The 22,707-nt window shown below is 65.3% G+C and carries 16 protein-coding genes; 8 read left to right on the forward strand and 8 right to left on the reverse strand.

Annotation, left to right across the window (positions count from 1 at the left end; genetic code table 11):
- Nucleotides 1–339 precede the first annotated feature (339 nt).
- Both PU724_RS09415 and PU724_RS09420 read left to right on the forward strand, forming a co-directional pair.
- The gene (locus tag PU724_RS09415) at nt 340–1,074 is read left to right on the forward strand and encodes an antitoxin Xre/MbcA/ParS-like domain-containing protein (RefSeq protein WP_354420278.1); all 735 of its coding nucleotides are present in this window, start codon (nt 340–342) and stop codon (nt 1,072–1,074) included.
- Between the two features lie 378 nt (nt 1,075–1,452).
- Nucleotides 1,453–2,595, forward strand: a complete 1,143-nt coding sequence (locus PU724_RS09420; protein ID WP_354420279.1) for a porin — start codon at nt 1,453–1,455, stop codon at nt 2,593–2,595.
- Nucleotides 2,596–2,652: 57 nt separating this feature from the next.
- Here PU724_RS09420 and PU724_RS09425 read toward each other — a convergent pair whose 3' ends face one another.
- Complete coding sequence (locus PU724_RS09425) at nt 2,653–4,701, reverse strand: BTAD domain-containing putative transcriptional regulator (RefSeq protein ID WP_354420280.1); 2,049 nt, start codon at nt 4,699–4,701, stop codon at nt 2,653–2,655.
- Between the two features lie 125 nt (nt 4,702–4,826).
- On the opposite strand from PU724_RS09425, the gene PU724_RS09430 reads away from it, so the two are divergent.
- On the forward strand, nt 4,827–5,078 hold the full coding sequence (locus PU724_RS09430; protein ID WP_354420281.1) for a DUF1127 domain-containing protein: 252 nt from the start codon (nt 4,827–4,829) through the stop codon (nt 5,076–5,078).
- Nucleotides 5,079–5,112: 34 nt separating this feature from the next.
- The gene (locus PU724_RS09435) at nt 5,113–5,622 is read left to right on the forward strand and encodes a hypothetical protein (protein WP_354420282.1); all 510 of its coding nucleotides are present in this window, start codon (nt 5,113–5,115) and stop codon (nt 5,620–5,622) included.
- A gap of 99 nt (nt 5,623–5,721) precedes the next feature.
- Here the strand turns inward: PU724_RS09435 and PU724_RS09440 are convergent, their stop codons facing one another.
- The 3 genes from PU724_RS09440 to PU724_RS09450 all read right to left on the reverse strand — a co-directional run bounded on the left by PU724_RS09440 (nt 5,722) and on the right by PU724_RS09450 (nt 10,544).
- Nucleotides 5,722–6,822 (reverse strand): diguanylate cyclase domain-containing protein, encoded by a 1,101-nt coding sequence (locus PU724_RS09440; protein WP_354420283.1) that lies wholly within the window; start codon nt 6,820–6,822, stop codon nt 5,722–5,724.
- A 127-nt stretch (nt 6,823–6,949) separates the two neighbouring features.
- Nucleotides 6,950–9,229, reverse strand: coding sequence for an NADP-dependent malic enzyme (locus tag PU724_RS09445; protein WP_354420284.1), 2,280 nt, complete (start codon nt 9,227–9,229; stop codon nt 6,950–6,952).
- Between the two features lie 133 nt (nt 9,230–9,362).
- Nucleotides 9,363–10,544, reverse strand: coding sequence for a glycosyltransferase (locus PU724_RS09450; RefSeq protein WP_354420285.1), 1,182 nt, complete (start codon nt 10,542–10,544; stop codon nt 9,363–9,365).
- A 157-nt stretch (nt 10,545–10,701) separates the two neighbouring features.
- Here PU724_RS09450 and mutS point away from each other — a divergent pair, with 157 nt between their 5' ends.
- The 3 genes from mutS (at nt 10,702) to PU724_RS09465 (ending at nt 14,922) form a co-directional block, all read left to right on the forward strand.
- Entirely contained in the window at nt 10,702–13,431 is a 2,730-nt protein-coding gene (mutS, locus tag PU724_RS09455; RefSeq protein ID WP_426213141.1) for a DNA mismatch repair protein MutS, read from the forward strand.
- Between the two features lie 449 nt (nt 13,432–13,880).
- Nucleotides 13,881–14,345, forward strand: a complete 465-nt coding sequence (locus PU724_RS09460) for a nuclear transport factor 2 family protein (RefSeq protein ID WP_354420287.1) — start codon at nt 13,881–13,883, stop codon at nt 14,343–14,345.
- 7 nt (nt 14,346–14,352) lie between these two features.
- The gene (locus tag PU724_RS09465; protein WP_354420288.1) at nt 14,353–14,922 is read left to right on the forward strand and encodes a TetR/AcrR family transcriptional regulator; all 570 of its coding nucleotides are present in this window, start codon (nt 14,353–14,355) and stop codon (nt 14,920–14,922) included.
- A gap of 9 nt (nt 14,923–14,931) precedes the next feature.
- Here PU724_RS09465 and PU724_RS09470 read toward each other — a convergent pair whose 3' ends face one another.
- The 4 genes from PU724_RS09470 to PU724_RS09485 all read right to left on the reverse strand — a co-directional run bounded on the left by PU724_RS09470 (nt 14,932) and on the right by PU724_RS09485 (nt 19,660).
- Nucleotides 14,932–15,741, reverse strand: a complete 810-nt coding sequence (locus PU724_RS09470) for an MBL fold metallo-hydrolase (protein WP_354420289.1) — start codon at nt 15,739–15,741, stop codon at nt 14,932–14,934.
- A 40-nt stretch (nt 15,742–15,781) separates the two neighbouring features.
- Nucleotides 15,782–16,627 carry an aldo/keto reductase gene (locus PU724_RS09475; RefSeq protein ID WP_354420290.1) on the reverse strand — a complete coding sequence of 282 codons (846 nt, stop codon included), beginning with the start codon at nt 16,625–16,627 and terminating at the stop codon, nt 15,782–15,784.
- 89 nt (nt 16,628–16,716) lie between these two features.
- Entirely contained in the window at nt 16,717–17,109 is a 393-nt protein-coding gene (copM, locus tag PU724_RS09480; RefSeq protein ID WP_354420291.1) for a CopM family metallochaperone, read from the reverse strand.
- A 43-nt stretch (nt 17,110–17,152) separates the two neighbouring features.
- Complete coding sequence (locus tag PU724_RS09485) at nt 17,153–19,660, reverse strand: heavy metal translocating P-type ATPase (RefSeq protein WP_354420292.1); 2,508 nt, start codon at nt 19,658–19,660, stop codon at nt 17,153–17,155.
- Nucleotides 19,661–19,871: 211 nt separating this feature from the next.
- Between PU724_RS09485 and PU724_RS09490 the strand changes: the two genes are divergently transcribed.
- Nucleotides 19,872–22,673: a [protein-PII] uridylyltransferase gene (locus PU724_RS09490; RefSeq protein WP_354420293.1), complete on the forward strand. Its 2,802-nt coding sequence runs from the start codon at nt 19,872–19,874 to the stop codon at nt 22,671–22,673.
- Nucleotides 22,674–22,707 lie beyond the last annotated feature (34 nt).

Below are 22,707 nucleotides of genomic sequence, written 5' to 3' on the forward strand. Positions count from 1 at the left end.
TTTATCCTTCACAAATCGGCTGGCAATCCGGGTGAGGTGGATGCTGGCGCCAAGCTGGAACACCCCTCAACCGTCTCGACGCTGCGCGCCGAACCACCTTCTCCAACAGGGGAGAAGGAAGAACGCGATTTGTCGCACGCCTGTCATAGGGCACACCTACACGCAGACTGAGGCGTCCCGTAACTGACATTTCGGGATGTCCAGTTGGGGTGCAAGAAATGCAAGACAGCAACCTGTCGGGTCGCTGTGTTTGTCGTTGCTGCCATTTTCGCTTCCTGCTGTAGCCATTTCAATCGGCCGCAGCTGGGGAGGAGCGCGCGTGGCCTGCAAGACAGATACATGACCAGATTTCAAAATCCGACGGATGCGATATCGCAGGATGCCCTGGCGGGCCTCGTGACCGAGGCGGTGCAACAGGCACTAATCCAGCATGGGGTCGTTCTTGACGCACAGACCCTGGGTTCAACCAGCGCCTTCGCCGGCAATGTTGCCGCAAGCCTGCCTTTCCTTCCGCAGGCACAGCGGCTCGCGATTGGCTCTTTCAAGGGCGAATGGAGCGCCTTGGCCTCGGAGTTGGTCCATGCAGTAACGGCCGCACAGCGCGACATGGCGAATACCTCGGATGACATCGCTGCTTTGGCATCGCCAGGCGACAGCCGGAAACCCGCTTCCCCCGACCCGCGCGAGCGAACCAACGATCTCCAATCGGTGCTGATCGAGGATTGGGCCGGCGAGGTCGCAGGGTCGACCTATCTGGAAGAGAATTTCCGCATACCGCGCTCGACCCTGCATCGCTGGCAACGGCGAAACGAGGTCATTGCCTTGCGCAAGGGTGGCCGCAAGCATGTCTTCCCGCTCGCCCAGTTCGTCGACGGCAGGCCGGCGCCAGGGATCAGCGAGGTGCTTTCGCTAATTGCCAATCCAAGGCTGGCCTGGTTCTGGCTGATCCGCCCTTCGCCCGATCTCGGTGGTCGCACTCCCATTGAAATGCTCAAGCACGACATGGTGCGCGAGGTGGTGCAGGCCGCACGCGAGTTTACATCGGCAGACAGTCTCAGCGGCGCTTCAGTCTGATTTTCGGCCTTCAAATCAAACGGTTGGCCAATTGTTGATGCCTCGTTCGTTAATCGACTAAATTCCTCTCATCAGATAGTCATATTTAAGTTTACTCTAGGTTGTTCAAATCTATCTCAACGTTGCATTTGTACTGTTTGTTCCGTTTGTGCCAAATTCGTTGAGATATTCGTGGTATTTGCGCAACAATACTTTTCGAAGAATCCAAAATCCCTTTTTCAAACATGATCTCTGTTGAATAGCGCTCCCGCTTGCGCCATGTCGGGGACGAAAAGGGCGGCGCGATGCGCGTCATTTTCAACAGTGGGGACGGGGCGGCAACGCTTGCCCTTCAGCAAAGATATCAAACCCGTTTAACTTTTGTCTGGAGATCAGAAAATGAACATCAAGAGCCTTCTTCTCGGCTCAGCTGCGGCCCTGATCGCAGTTTCCGGTGCGCGCGCCGCCGACGCCGTTGTCGTCGCCGAGCCGGAACCGGCTGAATACGTCAAGATCTGCGACGTGTACGGCTCGGGCTACTTCTACATCCCCGGCACCGAAACCTGCCTGCGCATCGGCGGCTATGTCCGCTACGACATCGGCATGGGCGACGTCGGCTCCTTCGACGGCGCGAAGTCCTTCGACCACCAGGACGGTGACCAGCAGGACACCTGGAAGAAGAATGCCCGCTTCACCTTCAAGACCTGGACCGGCCAGGAAACCGAGCTCGGCACCTTGAAGACCTACACCGAAATGCGCTTCAACTTCGGCAACAGCAACGGCTATGGCACCCTCGCCTCCGGCAATCCCGCCGTCGACAAAGGCGTCTCGGTGAAGTTCGCCTGGATCCAGCTCGGTGGTCTGCGCGTCGGTAAGGACGAGTCTGCCTTCGATTCGTTCATCGGCTACGCGGGCGCCGTCATCCAGGATACCCTGGTTCCGTACGGCGATTTCGACACCAACGTCGTCCAGTACTACTTCGACGCTGGCAACGGCTTCTCGGCCGTGGTCTCTCTCGAAGAGGGCTCTGGCGTCGTCGGGACGATCGACAGCTATGTTCCGCATGTCGTCGGCGGCGTGAAGTACACGCAGGGCTGGGGCGCCATCACCGGCGTCGTCGCCTATGACAGCAACTATGAAGAAGTCGCCGGCAAGGTCCGTCTCGACGTCAAGCCGATGGACAACCTGTCGCTGTTCATCATGGGCGGCTACGGCACCGACGACAATCTCAACGACGACGCCGGAAACGTCATCGACGCGCACGGTCGCGGCTTCTACAAGCAGTGGAGCGGCAACTGGGCAATCTGGGGCGGCGGCACCTATACCATCAACGAGAAGACCTCGTTCAACGCCCAGCTCTCCTATGACGAAGGCAAGAACTTCGGCGTCGCGGCCAACATTGCCTATGAAATCGTCAAGGGCTTCAAGATCACGGCCGAAGTCGACTACCTGCATGTCGGCGAGGACACCGTCACCAACTGGACCAAAGCCGACAAGGAAAACAGCGTCGGCGGCATCCTCCGCTTCCAGCGCTCGTTCTGATCGGTCCTACAGTCTCGAAAGAAGGGCCCGCAGCACGTCGCTGCGGGACCTTTCGTTTCAACCCAACCCGGCCTGCCTTAGCGCTGAATAGACCCGCTGGCGCAGATCGTCCGGCACCTGGCCGACGACCGCGTCGAACGAGGCGACCGTCAGCCCCTGGTCCATGCGCCTTGCCTCGGCGATGACGGTCCTGGCTTCCTCCGCGCGGCCGAGCGCGACGAGGGCGGCGGCCAGCCCCAGCCTCGACCAGGTCTCGCGCGCATTGAGCGCGGTGGCGCGCCGGGCGGCGGCCTCGGCGGCGGCGAAATCGTCCAGCCAATAGTGGCAGAACGACTGCAGCGTCATGAACATCGAGCCGAGCGGATCCCTGGGGTTCAGCCGCACCGCCTGGCCGATATGATGCAGCGCCTCGCGCGGCCTGCCCGACCAGAAATGCAATTGCGCCATGCCGAAATAGGCCTGCGCGAAACTCGGGCTGAGATCGATCGCCATCGAAAGATGGTGGGCGGCGCGCGGCCGATCGCCGACGAAGGTCAACAGGCGTCCGAGCACGACATGGCTGAAGGCGTCGCCGGCGTCTAGCGCCAGCGCCTTCTCGGCCTGCGCTATACCGGCGCCGAGCGTCTGCCCGACATCGGTAGTGAAGTGCCAGGTCACCGCCGACAGGCAGACATAGGCGAGGCCGGCATTGGGCAGGCTGAACCCCGGCTCCAGCTCGAGGGCACGCTCAAAATGCCCCTGCGCCAGCTGATGATCGTCCCTGGTGAACCGGTAGGCATGCGACATGCCGCGATGGAACAGTTCCCAGGCATCGAGATTTTCCGGCCGCTTGCGCGCCGCGCTTTCGCGCTCCGCCGCCCGCACCTCGGCGTCGATGTTGGCGATGATGCGCCTCACCACCTCGTCCTGCAGGTCGAAGACGTCCTGCGCCGGCCGGTCATAGCGCTCCGCCCAGACGCAGCGGTCGCCGGACGCATCGATCAGCTGCACGGCAACGCGAAGCTGGTCGCCGCCGCGCCGCACGCTGCCGGCAAGGATGTATCTGACGTCGAGGTCGCGCGCGGCGATGCCGGCCTCGCCGGCGCCGCTGGCATAGCCGACGGTCGACTGCGGCGCGATGACCAGGAAATCGCGCTGCCGCGACAATTCCGTGATGATGTCCTGCGAGATGCCGTTGGCGAGGAAATCCTGCTCGCCATCGCTCTTGCCGGCAAAGGGCAGGACGGCGATCGACAAGCCGCGCGGCCGCTCCGTCGGCCAGCTAGGGGCCGGGGTAGCCTGCTCCATTGGGGAAACAGGGCCGTCCGGCGGACGGACGGCCTCATCCCCCACCGAAGCAGCATCGGACGCGATCTTGCGCGAAAGCCGCACTGTTTCCTGCGACGGCTCGACGCCGAGCTCGCGCTTGAGCAGTTCGCGGCAACCCTGGAACTGGGCCAAGGCACGCGAGCGTTCGCCTGCCCTGGCGTAGAGGCGCATCAGCAGCCGGTGGCTTTCCTCGCGCAGATTGTCGATGGCGAGCAGGCGCTGGCCGACGGACTGTGCCTGCGAAAGGTCGCCGGCATCGGCCAACCGGAGCGCCATGCCTTCGAGAACGGTCTGCGCCAGATTGCGGCAGCGGGTGCGTTCGAAGGTCAGCCAGTCGGAGAACTCGGCGCTGGCCGACGGACGGCTTTCGAGGAATTCGCCGTAGCGCCAGATCGGAGCAGCGCCTTCGTCTATCCCGGCCGGGTTGCTGGCAAGGCTGGCGAGCCGGTCGGCGTCGACGGCAAGCGCGGCCGGATCGAGGGTGACGGCATCGCGGTCTCCGCCGAGCGCCTGCGGCCCGAGCGCGGCGCGCAGCGACGACAGCGCCTTCCTCAGGCTGCCGCGCGCCTGCTCCTCGTCGCGATCGCTCCAGAACAGCGCCGCGAGCTTGTCGCGGCCATGCAGCCGCCCGGCGGGCATGGCCAGATAGGCCAGCAGCAATTCGCATTTGCGTGTCGGCAGTTCGACGGGCTGCCCGGCCGCGTCGCGCAGCGAAAACCCGCCCAGCAGGCACAGTTCGAACGGCCCGCGATCGGTCGTCGGGCTCGCCCTGTCATGCGCCGGGACGCTTTCCCCCACCCGCCACAGCTCCTTTTCGCGACGATTTCCCGAAGATTTCACGCTTCGCGAACGCCGGCTTCCCGGCCGTCGCCGATATCCGGCCCATAGCGATCACGGAGATCGCGCCAAACCGGAGAAGACCAATGACCCTGCATAGCATGAAAGACACCCTGCCCCTAGCCGCGACGCCGGCGCCGGCCGGATGGATGTCCGGCATCCTGCGCCGCACCATCACGCGCTCAGTCAGCGACGCGGCGCGGGATGAAGCCGTTCGCCGCAGCCTGCGCCATGTCGCCGGCTTCGACGACCGTCTGCTCCGCGACATCGGCGTTGGCCGCGACGAGATCTTCAACGTCGTCGCGCTCGGCATCAAGCCGGCCAGTCGCCTCGGCTGAGCCAACCAAACAAACAAATCCAAGGAACGATGAGATGTTCACCAAGACAAATACGTCCAACCTCGCCGGCGCCGTCATCGTGCTGGCGGCGATCGCCGGTGCCGGCGCGCTTACGAGCGGCGCCCATGCCGGAGATTTCAAGGTCAAGCACGGCATCGCGCATGCGGTGACGCAGGGCGGCGGGGTAAACGTGCATGGCCGTCCTGCATCCGGCCCCGGCGGATTCAAGGCGGCGAGCAGGCTGCCGTCGCTGGTCGACAGGGTGCAGCCGCGCATCCACGCCAAGATCGACTGCGTGCCCAACGGCTGCAAGTCGGGTCCGCCCGACCTCTACAAGCACAAGAAACTGCCGTGCGAGCTCTTCGGCTGCAAGCCCGACCATGGTCATCATCACGGCCACCACAAGCACGGCGCCTGGGGCTGGGGCGGAGTTACCATCGTGGCCTCCGACCACGGCGGCTGCGGCTATGAATTCTGGAAATGGAAGGTGACCGGCTGGCGCTTCTGGAAGCACGCCTATCTCGCCTGCCGCGACTGGGAGTAGGGTTTCGCAACGCCTTCAAATGCCTTGCCTTCCCCTCGCCTTGCGGGGGGAAGGTTTTCGGCCGGTCGGTCCTACTCGATGGATGCCCGTCCGTCGGGGCTAGGCGATGCGACGCTGGCGGCGCGACGACTGGCCGCCGCTGGGCCCGGACTGCTCCAGCGCCAATTGGTCGGAAGTGACCAGCCGGCCACGGCCTTCCTTCTTGCCGACATACATCAGCCGGTCGGCGAGCGCGACCAGCGCGTCGGGATCGGCGGCTTCCGTCGGATAGATGGCGACACCGACGGTGCAGCCGACCTGGATGTCGCCGTTCGGGGCCGGAACCTTGATGCGCAGCCGCTCCAGCACGCGCTCCGCTACGCGCACCGCCTTCTCCCTGGCCAGGTCCGGCTTGCCTGAGAACAGGAAGGCGAACTCGTCGCCGCCGAGCCGCGCGACGAAGTCGGCGCTGCGCAGGATCGTGCGCAGCTTGTCCGACACGCGCTGCAAGAGCGCATCGCCGGCCTCGTGGCCAAGCGTGTCGTTGACCTCCTTGAAGCGGTCGAGGTCGATGAACAGCAGGCCCGCCGCATCGCCGGTTGCGGCGCAGCGGCCGATCACCGATTTGAGCTCGTTGTGAAAGGCGCGCCGGTTGGGCAGGTCGGTCAGGAGATCGTGGTTGGCCGAATGGTCGCTCTGCTGCTTGGCCAGCTCGATCTCGCGCTTTTGCACCGACAGTTCCTCGTTGGCGGCCTTGAGGTCGAGCAGCAGCTGGGCGTTGAGGTCCTCGACGACCTTGCGGTCGCTGATGTCGACGACGAAACCCTCGAGGAATTCGAGCTCGCCGGCCTCGTCCCAGACACCGCCGCCGATCTCGCGGACCCAGAGCGGCTCGCCGACCCTGGGTACGATGCGGTAGTCGACGTTCCAGTTGCAGCGCGCCTCGAGCGCGTTGTCGACGGCGGCGTAGACAGCGGCGAGATCGTCAGGATGGATGGCCGAGACGTAGTCGCGCACCGCATTGTGGATGAAATCGCTCGGCCGGTAGCCACTGACGGTGAATATGCCGTCGCTGATGTAGAGCATCGTGTAGGACTGGTCGTTGCGGCAGCGGTAGAGATAGCCGTCCATGCGACCGGTGATACTGAGCAGCGCGTCCAGCCGCTCGTCGTGGTGGCCCCCCTGGCCGACCGCGGATGCAGAAACCCCGTCATGCTTCATGGCCGCACCCCCGAGTTGGCGGTCTGAGCGCGCCGTAGATGCCGTTACGGCAAGTCGGCAAGAGGCCTTCTATATCAGGTGAGTATTATCAATCTGTTATGGCGAGGCGGCTTTAGCGCACCGCTTCTCAGTTGGTCGCCGTGTAGGCCGCGATCGCCGCCATGTTGACGATGTCTGAATCCTTGGCGTTCAGCGAGACGATCTGCACCGGCTTGTTGAGGCCGACCAGCAGCGGGCCGATGACGGTCGAGCCGCCGAGCTCCTGCAGCATCTTGGTCGAGATCGAGGCCGAGTGGAACGCCGGCATGATCAGCACGTTGGCCGGGCCGGTCAGCCGGATGAACGGGTACTGCGCCATGGCGCGGGCGTTGAGCGCCACGTCGGCCGCCATCTCGCCGTCATACTCGAAATCGACGCGGCGCTTGTCGAGGATGCGCACCGCTTCCTGCACGCGCTCGGAGCGCTCGCCCTGCGGATGGCCGAAAGTCGAGTAGGCGAGCATGGCAAGTCTCGGCTCGTAGCCCATGCGGCGGGCGAAGCCGGCCGCCTCCTCGGCGATGTCGGCGATCTGCTCGGCGTTCGGCATGTCGTGCACGGCGGTGTCGGCGACGACGACGGTGCGGCCCCTGGCGAGCACGATCGAGACGCCGATGACGCGGTGGCCGGGCTTGGCGTCGATGACGCGGCGGATGTCGTCGAGCGCAGTCGAATAGTTGCGGGTGACGCCGGTGACGATGCCGTCGGCATCGCCCAGCGCCACCATGCAGGCGGCGAAATGGTTGCGGTCGTTGTTGATCAGGCGCTGGCAGTCGCGGAACAGGAAACCCTTCCGCTGCATGCGCTCATAGAGATAGTCGGTGTAGATGCCGTTGCGGCGCGACAGCCTGGCATTGATGATCTCGATGCCCTGCTTGTTGAGCTCGATGCCGGCGTGCTTGGCGTTTTCCTTGATGACGTCGTCGCGACCGAGCAGGATTGCGGTGCCGAGGTTCTGGTTCACATAGGAGACGGCGGCGCGCATCACCTGCTCCTCCTCGCCCTCGGCGAAGACGATGCGCTTGGGCTGGCGGCGCACGCGGTCGTAGATGCGTTGCAGCGTCGAGGCGATCGGATCGCGGCGGGCGGAAAGCTCCTGCGCGTAGCGGCCGAGATCGAGGATCGGCTTGCGGGCGACACCGGACTCCATCGCGGCCTTGGCGACAGCCAGCGGGATCGCCGCGATGAGGCGCGGGTCGAACGGCACCGGGATGATGTAGTTGGGGCCGAATTTCGGGCGGTTGCCCTGATAGGCGGCGGCGACGTCGTCGGGCACGTCCTTGCGCGCCAGCTCGGCCAGCGCGCGGGCGGCGGCGATCTTCATCTCGTCATTGATGGTGGTGGCCCGGACATCCAGCGCGCCGCGGAAGATGTAGGGGAAGCCGAGCACGTTGTTGACCTGGTTCGGATAGTCCGAACGCCCCGTGGCCATGATGGCGTCGGTGCGGATTTCGGCCACTTCCTCGGGCGTTATCTCGGGATCGGGATTGGCCATGGCGAAGATGATCGGGTTCTTGGCCATCGACTGCACCATGGCGGTGGTCAGCGCGCCCTTGGCGGAGAGGCCGAGGAAGACGTCGGCGCCGTCCAGCGCCTCGGCCAGCGATCGCGCCTCGGTCTTGACGGCATGCGCCGACTTCCACTGGTTCATGCCCTCGGTGCGGCCCTGGAAGACGACGCCCTTGGTGTCGCACAGGATGATGTTTTCCGGCGAAAAGCCCATCGCCTTCATCAGCTCGATACAGGCGATGCCGGCCGCGCCGGCGCCGTTGCAGACCATCTTGGTGGTCTTCATGTCGCGGCCGGTTATCTCCAGCGCGTTGATCAGGCCGGCTGCGGAGATGATCGCGGTGCCGTGCTGGTCGTCGTGGAAGACAGGGATGTCCATCAATTCGCGCAGCCGCTGCTCGATGATGAAGCATTCCGGCGCCTTGATGTCTTCCAGATTGATGCCGCCGAAGGAGGGGCCGAGGAAGCGCACGCAGTTGATGAACTCGTCGGCGTCCTCGGTGTCGACCTCGAGGTCGATGGAATCGACGTCGGCGAAGCGCTTGAACAGCACCGACTTGCCTTCCATCACCGGCTTGGAGGCGAGAGCGCCGAGATTGCCGAGGCCGAGAATGGCGGTGCCGTTGGAGATGACGGCGACCATGTTGCCGCGCGTCGTGTAGTCGAAGGCGCGGCTCGGATCCTCAGCGATGGCGCGAACCGGAACGGCGACGCCCGGCGAATAGGCGAGGCTGAGATCGCGCTGCGTCGCCATCGGCTTGGTGGCGACGATCTCCAGCTTGCCGGGGCGGCCCATGGCGTGGAATTCCAGCGCCTCCTGCGCGCTGACGGACGGACCGCTGTTTTCGGTTTTCCTGGCCATGATCTCTTGATTTCCTCGCCGGTGCGGCGCCCTTGAGATGGGCGCCATGTTATTGAGCTTCCGGATTAAGGCCAGAGGCCGCCGCTGTAAACCGGCAAGCTCGGCAAAGCTCGCCCTACGCCGACGAAGCCGCTCAGGAACGTCCCGCAGCCGCCGCGGGTGCCGCGATCTCGCGCGCATGCTGGCGTACCGTTCCGTAGCGCCGCAACGACCCGGTTCCGGGAAAGGGCCATTGCGAAAGCATTGGCTCGGCGCTTCCCATGCGCTCGCGCAACGCCGACAGGAATTCCATCAGCTCCCGCCGCTGCGGCCACACCTTGGCCATGGTGCGGCTGCGGATCTCGTCGCGCGGTATGGCGCGGTCGCGCAAGGTTTCGACGGCGCGCCTGATGGCCGCCGGTTCGGGCTCGGCGATGATGCAATAGTCCGGATCGAAATAGACATCGCGGCCGCCGACGCTCGGCGTGCTCACCACCGGCAGCCCGGCCATGAGATACTCCATGCTCGAGCACATCGCCCCCTCGACGGCCGACAGGCAGAGCCCGACCGCGGCCTGAGCGTAGACGCGATTGACTTGTTGCGGCGTCAGCCGGCCGGTCCGGCCATCGACGATCGGATTGGCGATCCGGTGCAGCGGCGACTGCGCCTGCAGGCGCCGGATGAAGGCGCGGTCGCCGGCCGGCGGCAGTTCGCCGATCGAGATGGCAATATGGACCAGCCTTTCGATGTCGAAGCCGAGATAGTGGCGCTTGGTGTTCGAGATGCGGCCGTTGTAGACGGCATCGAATTCGACCGGGACATCCGGCAGCGGCCGAAAGATGTCCTCCGAGACCATCAGATTGTGGTTGGAGAAAATCGCCGTGCCCCCGACCGCGGCAACGAGGCGGCGCTCCGCCTCGTTGTTGCAGAGAAAAATCAGCTCGTGAAGCGGGAAGCGCTCGCGATACCAGGCGATGTCCTGGCCGAGCCTGGCGATGACGTGCGGCCGTTCGAGTGTCCAGCTCGGCATCAACAGGAATGCGGCGCGCCGAGAGGCAAGGTGCCTGCCGATCGCCGCAATCAAGCTGAGCGGGCGCTCGCCGCCGATCGGCATGTAGATCAGCAGCGGATCATGGCTGAGCACATAGATCGCGACCTTCATGCCGCCGCCGAGGCCGGACAGCGGGCCGTGGCCGGGAAGCATGAAAGGCAATCGCTTTTGCACCGACTGATTGAGACGGCCAAGCCTGTGGCCGGCGCGCCGCCGCAGGCGGTCGAGCGGCGTGCCGGCCGACCCGACCATCTCCTCGAATGATTCCTGACCGAACCTGTCCATCGACCCCGCCCCCGAGCTCCATGGATGATTATGCCGGCCACCGGCGCGTTGCAATGCCGGCACGCCTTGGCCGCCGCTGGCGGGAGCGACGCGGTCTTCCCCTGCTTTTCGAGCGGCCGGCATTAAACCCGGCAACCACATCTGCTAGCGTGCCCCAATGAACATGCACATGCCGACCGATAACGACGCTCCGGACACGATGGCGCCGGCGCCCGCCCTGGGCGGCGTCACGCCGATGATGGAGCAGTATATCGAGATCAAGGCGGCGAACCCGGATTCGCTCCTGTTCTACCGCATGGGCGATTTCTACGAGCTGTTCTTCGACGATGCCGAGAAGGCAAGCCGCGCGCTCGGCATCGTCCTGACCCGGCGCGGCAAGCACCAGGGCCACGACATTCCGATGTGCGGCGTGCCGGTGCATGCGGCGGATGACTATCTGCAGAAGCTGATCGCGCAAGGCTTCCGCGTCGCCGTCTGCGAGCAGACCGAGGACCCGGCGGAGGCCAAGAAGCGCGGCTCGAAATCGGTGGTGCGGCGCGACGTGGTGCGGCTGGTGACGCCCGGCACCATCACCGAGGACAAATTGCTGGCGCCGTCCGAATCGAGCTTCCTGATGGCGCTCGGGCGGGTGAAGGGAGGCAGCAACGATCATGCCTTCGCACTGGCCTGGATCGAGATCTCGACCGGGGTCTTCCGCGTCGCCGAGACCACCGCCGACCGGCTGCTCGCCGACATCTTCCGCGTCGACCCGCGCGAGCTGATCGTCGCCGAGCCGGTGTTTTACGACCCCGAGCTGAAGCCGCTGTTCGACGTCATCGGCCGCGTCGCCAGCCCGCAGCCGCCGTCGCTGTTCGATTCGGCCTCGGCCGCGGGACGCATCGCACGCTTCTTCGCGGTGGCGACGCCGGACAGTTTCGGGACGTTTTCGCGCGCCGAACTGTCGGCCATCTCAGGCACTATTGCCTATGTCGAGAAGACGCAGAAGGCCGAGCGGCCGCCGCTGTCGCGACCGGAGCGCGAGGAGAGCGGCTCGACGCTGTTCATCGACCCGGCGACGCGCGCCAATCTGGAGCTCTTACGCACGCTTTCGGGCAGCCGCGACGGCTCGCTGTTCAAGGCGATCGACCGCACGGTGACCGGCGGCGGCGCGAGGCTCTTGGCCGACCGGCTGATGGCGCCGCTGACCGATCCGGCGGCGATCGGCGCCAGGCTCGATTCGGTGTCGTTCTTCCGCGCCGAAACGCGGCTCTGCCAGGCGGCGCGGACGAGCCTGAAGAGCGTCGCCGACATGCCGCGCGCGCTGTCCAGGCTGGCGCTCAATCGCGGTGGTCCGCGCGATCTCGGCGCGTTGCGCGCCGGCTTCGAGGCGGCCGACGCAATCGTGCATCTGTTTGCGGCGACCACCCTGCCGCGGGAACTTGCGGCGGCGCTGGCCTCGATCAAGGCCTTGCCGCGCGATCTGCGCGACCATCTCAGCCAGGCGCTGGACGAGGAATTGCCGCTGTTGAAGCGCGACGGCGGCTTCGTGCGGTCGAGTTACAATGCCGAGCTCGACGAGATGCGGGCGCTGCGTGACGAGTCGCGCAAAGTGATCGCCGGGCTGGAGCGCTCGCTGATCGAGGTGACCGGCATCCGCTCGCTGAAAATCCGGCACAACAACGTGCTCGGCTACTACATCGAGGTCACCGCCAATCACCATGCAGCGATGACCGGCAGCGACGAGGCCAAGGGGCGCTTCATCCACCGCCAGACCATGGCCAACGCCATGCGCTTCACCACGACGGAGCTGGCCGAGCTGGAATCGAAGATCGCCAACGCCGCCGACCGGGCGCTGAGCATCGAGCTCGCCGCCTTCGACCGGCTGACGGCCGAGGTGGTCGGCGAAGCTGACAGCATCCGCGCCGGCGCCGAGGCGCTTGCCGCGCTCGACGTGTCGGCAGCGCTTGCGCTGCTTTCGGCAAGCGAGGCCTGGTGCCGGCCGGAAGTCGATTCCAGCCTCGCCTTCGAGATCCAAGGCGGCCGGCATCCGGTGGTCGAGCAGGCGCTGCGGCGATCGGGCGAAGGCCCGTTCGTCGCCAACGACTGCGACCTTTCGCCGGAAGGCGGCGCCAAGGCCGGCGCCATCTGGCTGCTGACCGGTCCCAACATGGGCGGCAAGTCGACCTTCCTCAGGCAGAACGCGCTGATCGCCATCCTTGCCCAGACCGGCTCCTTCGTGCCGGCCGAGCGCGCCCATATCGGCGTCGTCGACCGGCTGTTCTCGCGCGTCGGCGCCTCCGACGACCTGGCGCGCGGCCGCTCGACCTTCATGGTCGAGATGGTCGAGACGGCGGCGATCCTCAACCAGGCCGGCGAGCGGGCGCTGGTCATCCTCGACGAGATCGGCCGCGGCACGGCGACCTTCGACGGCCTGTCGATCGCCTGGGCGGCGGTCGAATATCTGCACGAGAAGAACCGCTGCCGCGCGATCTTCGCCACCCATTTCCACGAGATGACGGCGCTGGCCGGCAAGCTCCCGCGCCTCTCCAATGTCACCATGCGGGTCAAGGAATGGGAAGGCGAGGTGGTGTTCCTGCACGAGGTCGGCAAGGGCGCGGCGGACCGTTCCTATGGCGTGCAGGTGGCGCGGCTCGCCGGCCTTCCGGAAGCCGTGGTCGCCCGCGCCAAGGAGGTGCTGCACCAGCTTGAGGAAGGCGAGGTTTCGGGCAAGGCCAACCGGCTGGTCGACGACCTGCCGCTGTTTTCGGTGGCGGTGAAGCGCGAGGCGCCGAAGCCGGTGAAGAACGATGCGCTCAGCGAAGCGCTGGGCACGATCAATCCGGACGAGATGACGCCGCGCGAGGCGCTGGAAGCGCTTTACCGGCTGAAAGGATTGATCGGCAGTTAGCGCGAGAAGTCTCCGCTCAAAGAGATCTTTGACGGCCGCCGCCTTGGTGATTTAATATATCTTCACAAGAAGACATGAGCGCTCTTACGTTCTTTTCCGAGAGGATGTGCGTTCTCGCGACCTCATCCGCCAGATACATGAAAAGGATGCGATCCTCGCTATCATTGTTTTCATTTACGATACTTATCGAGGCATAATTCGTATTTCTTATGTCGTATCGATTTTCTGTTTTTATAAAATTGTATCCGTATCTTTTGAAGATCGACCTGATAACTTGTTTCAGCACAAAAGCGCTCCAGACAGACAGGCAGGCAGGCAAATTTGGTCCTCATCCGAGTCGGCGTACAAAAACCCTCGACGAGAGGCGACAAAGCCATAGCACGATCGACTTGACGCAATTGTACCGGTCGGTACAATCTCTCATCGAAATTGCCCAATGGAACACCGCCATGAGCCGTCCGCCGCTGCCGCCCTTTACCGCCGAAACCGCCGCACAGAAGGCGCGCTTGGCCGAAGACGCCTGGAACAGCCGCGACCCCGAACGGGTTTCGCTCGCCTATACTGAGGACAGTACCTGGCGCAACCGGGCCGAATTCGTCTCAGGCCGCAGCGAGATCGTCGGTTTCCTCACCCGCAAATGGACGCGCGAACTCGACTATAGGCTGATCAAGGAGGTCTGGACCTGGAACGAGAACCGCATTGCGGTGCGCTTTGCCTATGAATGGCGCGACGACAGCGGCCACTGGTTCCGCTCCTACGGCAATGAGAATTGGGAGTTCGACGCGGCCGGGCTGATGCGCCGGCGCGTCGCCAGCATCAATGACCTGCCAATCACCGAGGCCGAGCGCAAATATCACTGGCCGCTCGGCCGCCGGCCCGACGATCATCCGGGCCTGACCGAACTTGGCTTGTAAGGCGCCTATGCGCAGGATCGCGCCCGAGCGCGCCGATCTGCTCTCCATCATCGGCGAGGTCTTTCGCGAGCACGGCTATGAAGGGGCGAGCCTGGCTCTGATCGGCGCGGCGACGGGATTGGGCAAGGGCAGCCTCTATCACTTCTTTCCCGGCGGCAAGGAGGAGATGGCGAGAGCCGTCATTGCCCATATCGACGGCTGGTTCGAGGACAATGTCTTTGCGCCTTTGCGCGACAACGCTGATCCGCGGGCCGGGATCGAGCACATGTTCGAGGCGACGGACAGCTACTTCCGCTCGGGGCGCCGGGTTTGCCTCATCGGCGCCTTCGCGCTGGATGATTCGCGCGACCTGTTTTCCGGCCAAATAAGGGACTATTTCGGCCGCTGGGTCACGAGTCTCGCCGAAGCGCTGACGCGATCCGGGTATCGACCGGGCGAGGCCAGCGAGCTGGCCGAGGAAGCAGTCGCCGTCATCCAGGGTGCGCTCACGCTTGCCCGCGCCGCCAACGACCTCGATATATTTTCAAGGGCATTGCGGCGAGTGCGCATGCGGCTTGAGCCTCCGGCCAAGATCTAGCCGGAACCCCTACAAAGGCTCGAAGCGGAAGGCTGTTTCGGTTCGAAAAATCCGACCGACGCCCGGTGAATCGAGATGCGCTCCCGCCACGCACCAGGCATTGTCGGCGGCAAGGGCCAAGATATGCAGCCGGCTCGCCCGCGCCTGCTCCTGGTCGGCGTCGAATTCCCATGCGACCTCCGGCCGATCGAACTGAAGCGACGGCACATGCACGAGGTCGCCCCAAACCAACAATGTTCCGCCGTAGCTCGTGACACGAAAGCATGTGTGACCAATTTCGTGGCCCGGCGCCGCGACCGCCTCGACATTCGCGCTCAGGCGCTGCCCGGGGTCCAAAGGTTCTGCTCGATCATGGAAGCGGCTCAACCTCGCTACCGACCGGAACATGTCGAGCTCGGCTCGAGGCACGAGCAGCCGGGTGAGTTGCGGGAAACCGTCCCGACCATCCGGATGGACGATCCCGTGGATATGATCGAGATGGGTGTGGGTGAAAGCGACCGTCCGAACTCGGTCAATGGCGATCCTCGCCTCGCTCAGCGCCTGCGGAAGAAGCCCCATCGTCGGGTGCCAGGCGTTCGAGGACCCCGTGTCGATCAGCATGATGTCTTGGCCGTCGTCGATCGCAAAGGCATTGACCGACAATCTGAGCGCGCCGTCGAAGAGCGGCACCTGCGACGGGAGATCGTCGCCAAAGGGCTCGTCTCCCGGATGGCGCAGTCGGCGGATCGGCATGTCGACATAGCCGTCGCGCAACGACGTGACGCTAATGCCCCCGATTTTGTACGCCGTGTGATGCGGCCCGGCTGAGATTCGTTCCAACGCTTGCTCTCTTTACCACGATTGCGAATGCAGATTTCGGTCAGATCATCTCCAGCCCGCGCTTGCGCGTCGGCGGCGGGAAGGCGCGGTCGAGCTCGGCGAGATCCTCCGGCGTCAGCCTGATGTCGAGCGCGGCGACGTTCTGGCGGACGTGCTCGGGCTTGCTCGCCTTTGGGATGGCGATGACGCCCGGCTGCGCCATCACCCAGGCAAGCGCGATCTGCGCGGCCGTCGCATTGTGGCGGGCGGCAATGGCTTCCAGCCTGGCATTGCGCGCCAGCGCGCCCTGCTCGACCGGCGAATAGGCCATCAGCGGGATGCCGCGCTCTCGGCTCCAGGGCGCGAGATCGAACTCAGGGCCACGGCGCGAGAGATTGTAGAGCACCTGGTTGGTCTGGACGTTGCCGCCGTCCCGCAGGCCGACCAGTTCCTCCATCTCATCGGTGTCGAAATTGCTGACGCCCCAATGGCGGATCTTGCCGGCCGCCTTCAGTGCCTCGAAGGCCTCGACGGTCTCGGTCAGCGGCACGCTGCCCGGCCAGTGCAGCAGATAGAGGTCGATGCGGTCGGTGGCGAGGCGCTTGAGGCTGTTCTCGCAGGCCGGCCGGACGCCGGCGCGCGAGGCGTTGGAGGGCAGCACCTTCGAGACCAGGAAGGTCTCGTCGCGGCGCCCGGCAATGGCCTCCGCCACCACCTCCTCGGAGCCGCCGCTGGCATACATTTCGGCGGTGTCGATCAGCGTCATGCCGAGATCGAGCCCGAGCCGCAGGGCCTTCACCTCGTCGGCGCGGCGACGGGCGTCCTCGCCCATCTTCCAGGTGCCCTGGCCGAGCACAGGCAAGGGTTCGCCCGAGGGCAGCGTGGTGGTTCTGATGATAGATGCCATTGCAGGCTCTCATTGACGGCGGGATCGCATCACAGGCGAAGCAAGAAATCCAGTCCCAAGCCCCGCCCGGACTTCCGGCATGCTAAAATCTAGTCCGCCTGATGAGCCGCGAGCCAGGCCCGCATCTCCTTGATCTCGGCCTCCTGCGCCTTGATGACCGCTTCGGCCATCTTGCGGATCTCCGGGTCCTTGCCGTTGGCCAATTCCACCTTGGCCATGTCGATCGCGCCCTGATGATGCGGGATCATGCCGCGGACGAAGTCGACATCGGGATTGCCGGAATAGGCATTTGCCATCATGTCGGCATGCATCTTGTCCATCGCCGCCTTGTAGCCGGCGGTCGATGGGCTCTCCGCGCCCATCGCCATGCCGGACATGTCGTGCTTCATCTCCTGCGATTGCGCCGGAACGCTTTCGAGGAAGACGGCGAGCAGCATTCCCGCCGCCATCAAGAGCAGCACAATCTTCTTGGCCAAGGTCATCCATGATCTCCTGTTGATGGACTGTCGTATTTGGGGGCTTCGCTCAGAGTTTCAACGTTCTGAGGCGCAAGGCGTTGCCGATGACCGAGACCGAGGACAGGCTCATCGCCGCCGCGGCCAGCATCGGCGACAAAAGCGTGCCGGTGAGCGGATAGAGCACGCCGGCAGCTATCGGCACGCCGAGCACGTTGTAGAGGAATGCGAAGAACAGGTTCTGGCGGATGTTGCGGATCGTCGCCCGGGCAAGCGTGCGCGCCCTGACGATGCCGTTGAGGTCGCCCTTGACCAGGGTGATGCCCGCGCTTTCGACCGCGACATCGGCGCCGGTGCCCATAGCGATGCCGACATCGGCGGCGGCCAGCGCCGGCGCGTCGTTGACGCCGTCGCCGGCCATGGCGACGCCGGCGCCCTTGGCGCGCAGTTCCTCGACCAGCGCTCCCTTCTGCTCGGGCAGCAGGCCGGCGCGCACCTCGTCGATGCCAAGCTTGCCGGCGATGGCGCGCGCCGTGCGCTCATTGTCGCCAGTCGCCATGATGATCCGCAAGCCGCTGTCGTGCAGCGCGCCGATCGCCGCCGCCGTTGTCGGCTTGACCGGGTCGGCGACGGCGACGAGGCCGGCGAGCCTGCCGCCGACGGCGACGAACATCGCCGACTTGCCCTCGCTCCGCAGCGCGTCCGCCTGCGCTGAAATCGAGACCGTGTCGATGCCGAGGTCGGCCATCATCGCCGCATTGCCGAGCGCGACCTTGCTGCCGGCCACCGTGCCGGACACACCCTTGCCGGTGACCGCCTCGAAATCGCCGGCAGCGGCGACCGTCACGCCGCGTTCAACCGCGCCCTCGACGATCGCCTCGGCGAGCGGATGCTCCGAACCCTTCTCAAGCGCGGCGGCCAGCGCCAGCAGTTCGTTTTCCGCGATGCCGCCGGCGGCGAAGACGTCGGTGAGCTTTGGCCGGCCCTCGGTCAAGGTGCCGGTCTTGTCGACGATCAGCGTATCGACCGAAGCGAAGCGCTCGAGCGCTGCCGCCTCCTTGATCAGCACGCCGGCATGGGCGCCGCGCCCGGTCGCGGTCATGATCGACATCGGCGTCGCCAACCCCAGCGCGCAGGGACAGGCGATGATCAGCACCGACACCGCCGAGACGATGGCGAAGATCAGGCTTGGCTGCGGGCCGAGGATCGCCCAGGCGGCGAAAGCGGCGAGCGCGACCAGCACAACGGCCGGCACGAAATAGAAGGAAACGCGGTCGGCCAGGCCCTGGATCGGCGCCCGCGAGCGCTGCGCCTTGGCGACCAGTTCGACGATGCGCGACAGCGTCGTCTCGGCGCCGATGCGCTCGGCGCGCATGACCAGCGAGCCGTTCTTGTTGAGCGTGCCGCCGGTCAGGGCGTCGCCCCCGGTCTTCTCGACCGGCAGCGGCTCGCCGGTGATCATCGATTCGTCGATAGCCGAGCGACCCTCGAGCACGACACCGTCGACCGGAACGGCATCGCCGGGACGGATGCGCAGCCGGTCGCCGGCCTTGACCGTATCGAGCGGCACGTCGCTTTCGGAGCCATCAGCGCCGATCAGCCGCGCCGTCTTCGGCGCCAGGTCGAGCAAGGCGCGGATGGCCGAGCCGGTGCGCTCGCGGGCCCTGAGCTCCAGCACCTGGCCGAGGAAGACCAGCGCGACGATCACGGCGGCGGCCTCGAAATAGACCGGCACGGCGCCGCCATGGCCGCGGAACTGGTGCGGGAAGATGTCCGGGAACAGCGTGGCCGCGACGCTGTAGAGATAGGCCGCGCCGACGCCGAGCGAGATCAGCGTCCACATGTTGGGACTGCGGTTGAGGATCGACTCCCAGCCGCGATGGAAGAAGGGAAAGGCCGCCCACAGCACGACCGGGCTCGCCAGCACCAGCTCTGCCCATGTCTTTGTCCGGTCGTCGGTGAGGCTGTCGAAGCTCAGGCCGAGCATCGGCGCCATGGCGATGACGAGCAGCGGCAGGGACAGCACCGCGCTGATCCAGAATCGCCGGGTGAAATCGACCAGTTCGGGGTTCGGCCCTTCCTCGCCGGTCGGCACGCCCATCGGCTCCAGCGCCATGCCGCAGATCGGGCAGGCGCTCGGCTTGTCGCGGATGATCTCGGGATGCATCGGACAGGTGTATTGCGTGCCCTTCGGCATCGGCTGTGGTGCCGGCCGGTCGCCGAGATAATGGGCCGGCGCGGCCTCGAACTTGCCCTTGCAGCCGGCCGAGCAGAAATAGAAACCCTGGCCCTCATGGCGGACGAAATGCCTGGCGCTGGCGCGGTCGACGCTCATGCCGCAGACCGGATCGGTCGCGGTCAGGTATTTTTCCGGCTCGGCGACGAATTTGGCGCGGCAGCCCTCGCTGCAGAAATGACGGATGTGGCCACCGTGCTCGGCCGTCGGCTTGCCGGCGGCCGGATCGACAGTCATGCCGCAGACCGGATCGCGAATGACCGCCTCCGCGACAGGCGCGGCGGCCTTGGCGGAGCAGCAGCCGCGGGCATGGGCGTGGTGGTCATGGTCGGAATGGGCCATCTGGAATGCCTCTGATGTCTCGATCTGAGGCCGAGGTAGGGCTTCCAGTAACTGGAAGGTCAAGGGTCGGCCGCAATTTTTCTCGCCAGGCGCATTGTCGGACGGTAAAGGCAGGCAGATCATGCGGTGTCGTGACAGGGGGCCGCCCCATACCCAGCACCGCGAAAACGCGCTATAGACGCCGCCCGAAAGGCGAGGCCGACCTCAGCATATGGCAAAAATCTCCCTGAAACTCGACGAGCTGATCGACGGCGTGATGCTGCGCGGCGACATGACGAAGCTGACCGCGGCCCATGCCGGCGACGGTTCCGGTCAGGCGACGCGCGGCGCGGTTCTGCAGCTGCTCAAGGCTCGGCTGGCCGATGGCCGTAAGATCGCGGAAGCCATGCTGAGGGAGGATGGCGGCGGCACCGCCTGCGCTGCCCGGCTGTCGCATCTTATGGACGAGATCATCCGGGCGCTCTACGATTTCGCCGCGACGCACGTCTATCGCGTCAAGAACCGCTCTGCGGCCGAGCGCATGGCGGTGGTGGCGGTCGGCGGCTACGGCCGCGGCACGCTGGCACCTGGCTCCGACATCGATCTTCTGTTCCTGCTGCCCTACAAGCAGACGCCCTGGGGCGAGCAGATCGTTGAATACATGCTCTACATGCTGTGGGATCTCGGGCTGAAAGTCGGCCATGCGACGCGCAACATCGACGAGTGCCTGAGGCTGTCGCGCACCGACGTCACCATCCGCACCTCAATCCTGGAGGCGCGCTTCCTGTGGGGCGAACAGAAGCTCTATGACGAGCTTTTGACGCGCTTCGACCATGAGGTGGTGCGCACCACCGGGCCCGAATATGTGCAGGCCAAGCTTGCCGAACGCGACGATCGCCACGCCAAGGCCGGCGAAAGCCGCTATCTGGTCGAACCCAACGTCAAGGACGGCAAGGGCGGGCTGCGCGACCTGCAGACGCTGTTCTGGATCGGCAAATATTTCTACCGGGTGCGCACCGGCGAGGAACTGGTCGAGAAGGCCGTCTTCACCGAGGCCGAATACCGGGAATTCCTCAAGGCCGAGGATTTTCTCTGGGCGGTGCGCTGCCATATGCACTTCCTCACCGGCAAGGCCGAGGAGCGGCTGCATTTCGACATCCAGCGCGAGATCGCCGAGCGGCTCGGCTACACCAGCCATCCCGGCCTGTCGGCGGTCGAGCGCTTCATGAAGCACTACTTCCTCGTCGCCAAGGATGTCGGCGACCTCACCCGCATCTTCTGCGCCGCGCTCGAAGAAGAGCAGGCCAAGCACGTGCCTGGTTTCAACCGCATTTTCCTCACCTTCCAGCGTCGCAAGCGCAAGCTGGCCGGCACGTCCGATTTCATCGTCGACAATCACCGCATCAACGTCGCCGACGACATGGTGTTCGAGCGCGACCCGGTCAATCTGCTCAGGCTGTTCTGGTTCGCCGACAAGCATGGGCTGGAGTTCCACCCCGACGCGCTGAAGCTGCTCACCCGTTCGCTCGGCCTCGTCGGCAAGGCGCTGAGGCGCGACGAGGAGGCCAACCGGCTGTTCCTCGACATTTTGACTTCGGACCGCTACGCCGAGCTCAATCTCAGGCGCATGAACGAGGCGGGGCTGCTGAGCAAGCTGATCCCGGACTTCGGCAAGATCGTCGCCATGATGCAGTTCTCGATGTACCACCACTATACGGTGGACGAGCACCTCATCCGCTGCATCGGCGTGCTGGCTGAGATCGAGCGCGGCGACGGCGAGAAGGTGCACCCGCTGTCGCATTCGCTGATGCCGGGGCTGAAGAAGAGCCGCGAGGCGCTCTATGTCGCCGTGCTCCTGCACGACGTCGCCAAGGGGCGGCCGGAGGATCATTCGGAAGCCGGCGCCCGCATCGCGCGGCGCATCTGCCCGCATATGGGGCTGTCGGCCGCCGACACCGAGACGGTGGCCTGGCTGGTCGAGAACCATCTCGTGATGTCGATGACGGCGCAGACGCGCGACCTCAACGACCGCAAGACGATCGAGGATTTCGCCTCGATCGTGCAGTCGGTCGAGCGGCTGAAGCTGCTGTTGATCCTCACCGTCTGCGATATCAGGGGCGTCGGGCCGGGCGTCTGGAACGGCTGGAAGGGGCAGTTGCTGCGCACGCTGTACTACGAGACCGAGCTGCTCTTGACCGGCGGCTTCTCCGAAGTGTCGCGCGCCGAGCGCACTTCCGCGGCGCGCGAGCGGCTGGCCGAGGCGCTGGCCAACTGGCCGGCAAAGGAGCGCAAGCGCTATGTCGCCCAGCACTACGAGAACTACCTGCTGACCGTCGACCTCGCCGACCAGCTGCGCCATGCCGAGTTCGTCCGCGAGGCGGACGCCGCCGACAAGAAGCTCGCCACCATGGTCAAGACGCACGAGTTCGAGGCAGTGACCGAGATCACCGTCCTGGCGCAGGACCATCCACGCCTGCTGTCGGTTATCGCCGGCGCGTGCGCCGCCGCCGGCGGCAACATCGTCGACGCGCAAATCTTCACAACCTCGGACGGCCGGGCGCTGGACACGATCCTGATTTCGAGGGAATTCGACCTCGACGAGGACGAGCGCCGGCGCGCCGAACGGGTCGGCCGGCTGATCGAGGACGTGCTGTCGGGCAAGACCTGGCTGCCGGAAATGATCGAAAAGCGCACCAAGCCCAAGCGCGGCGCCAAGGTCTTCCGCATTCCGCCGCGCGCCGAGATCCGCAACACGCTGTCGAACCGCTTCTCGGTGATCGAGATCGAGGGGCTCGACCGGCCCGGCCTGCTCTCCGAGATCACCGGGGCGCTGTCCGATCTGTCGCTCGACATCGCATCGGCGCACATCACCACCTTCGGCGAGAAGGTCATCGATACCTTCTATGTCACCGACCTCACGGGACAGAAGATCGACAGCCCGACGCGCATGGCCACCATCCACAAGCGGCTGATCGAGACCCTGGACGGCACCGCGCCGGAGCGCGGCGGCAAGACCAGGGCGGCTGCCGAGTGACCATCACTTTGTCCCAATCGCACAGGCAGTCTCC

Source organism: Mesorhizobium abyssinicae, from assembly GCF_049887195.1.
In the GTDB taxonomy this organism is placed as follows: Bacteria; Pseudomonadota; Alphaproteobacteria; order Rhizobiales; family Rhizobiaceae; genus Mesorhizobium; species Mesorhizobium abyssinicae.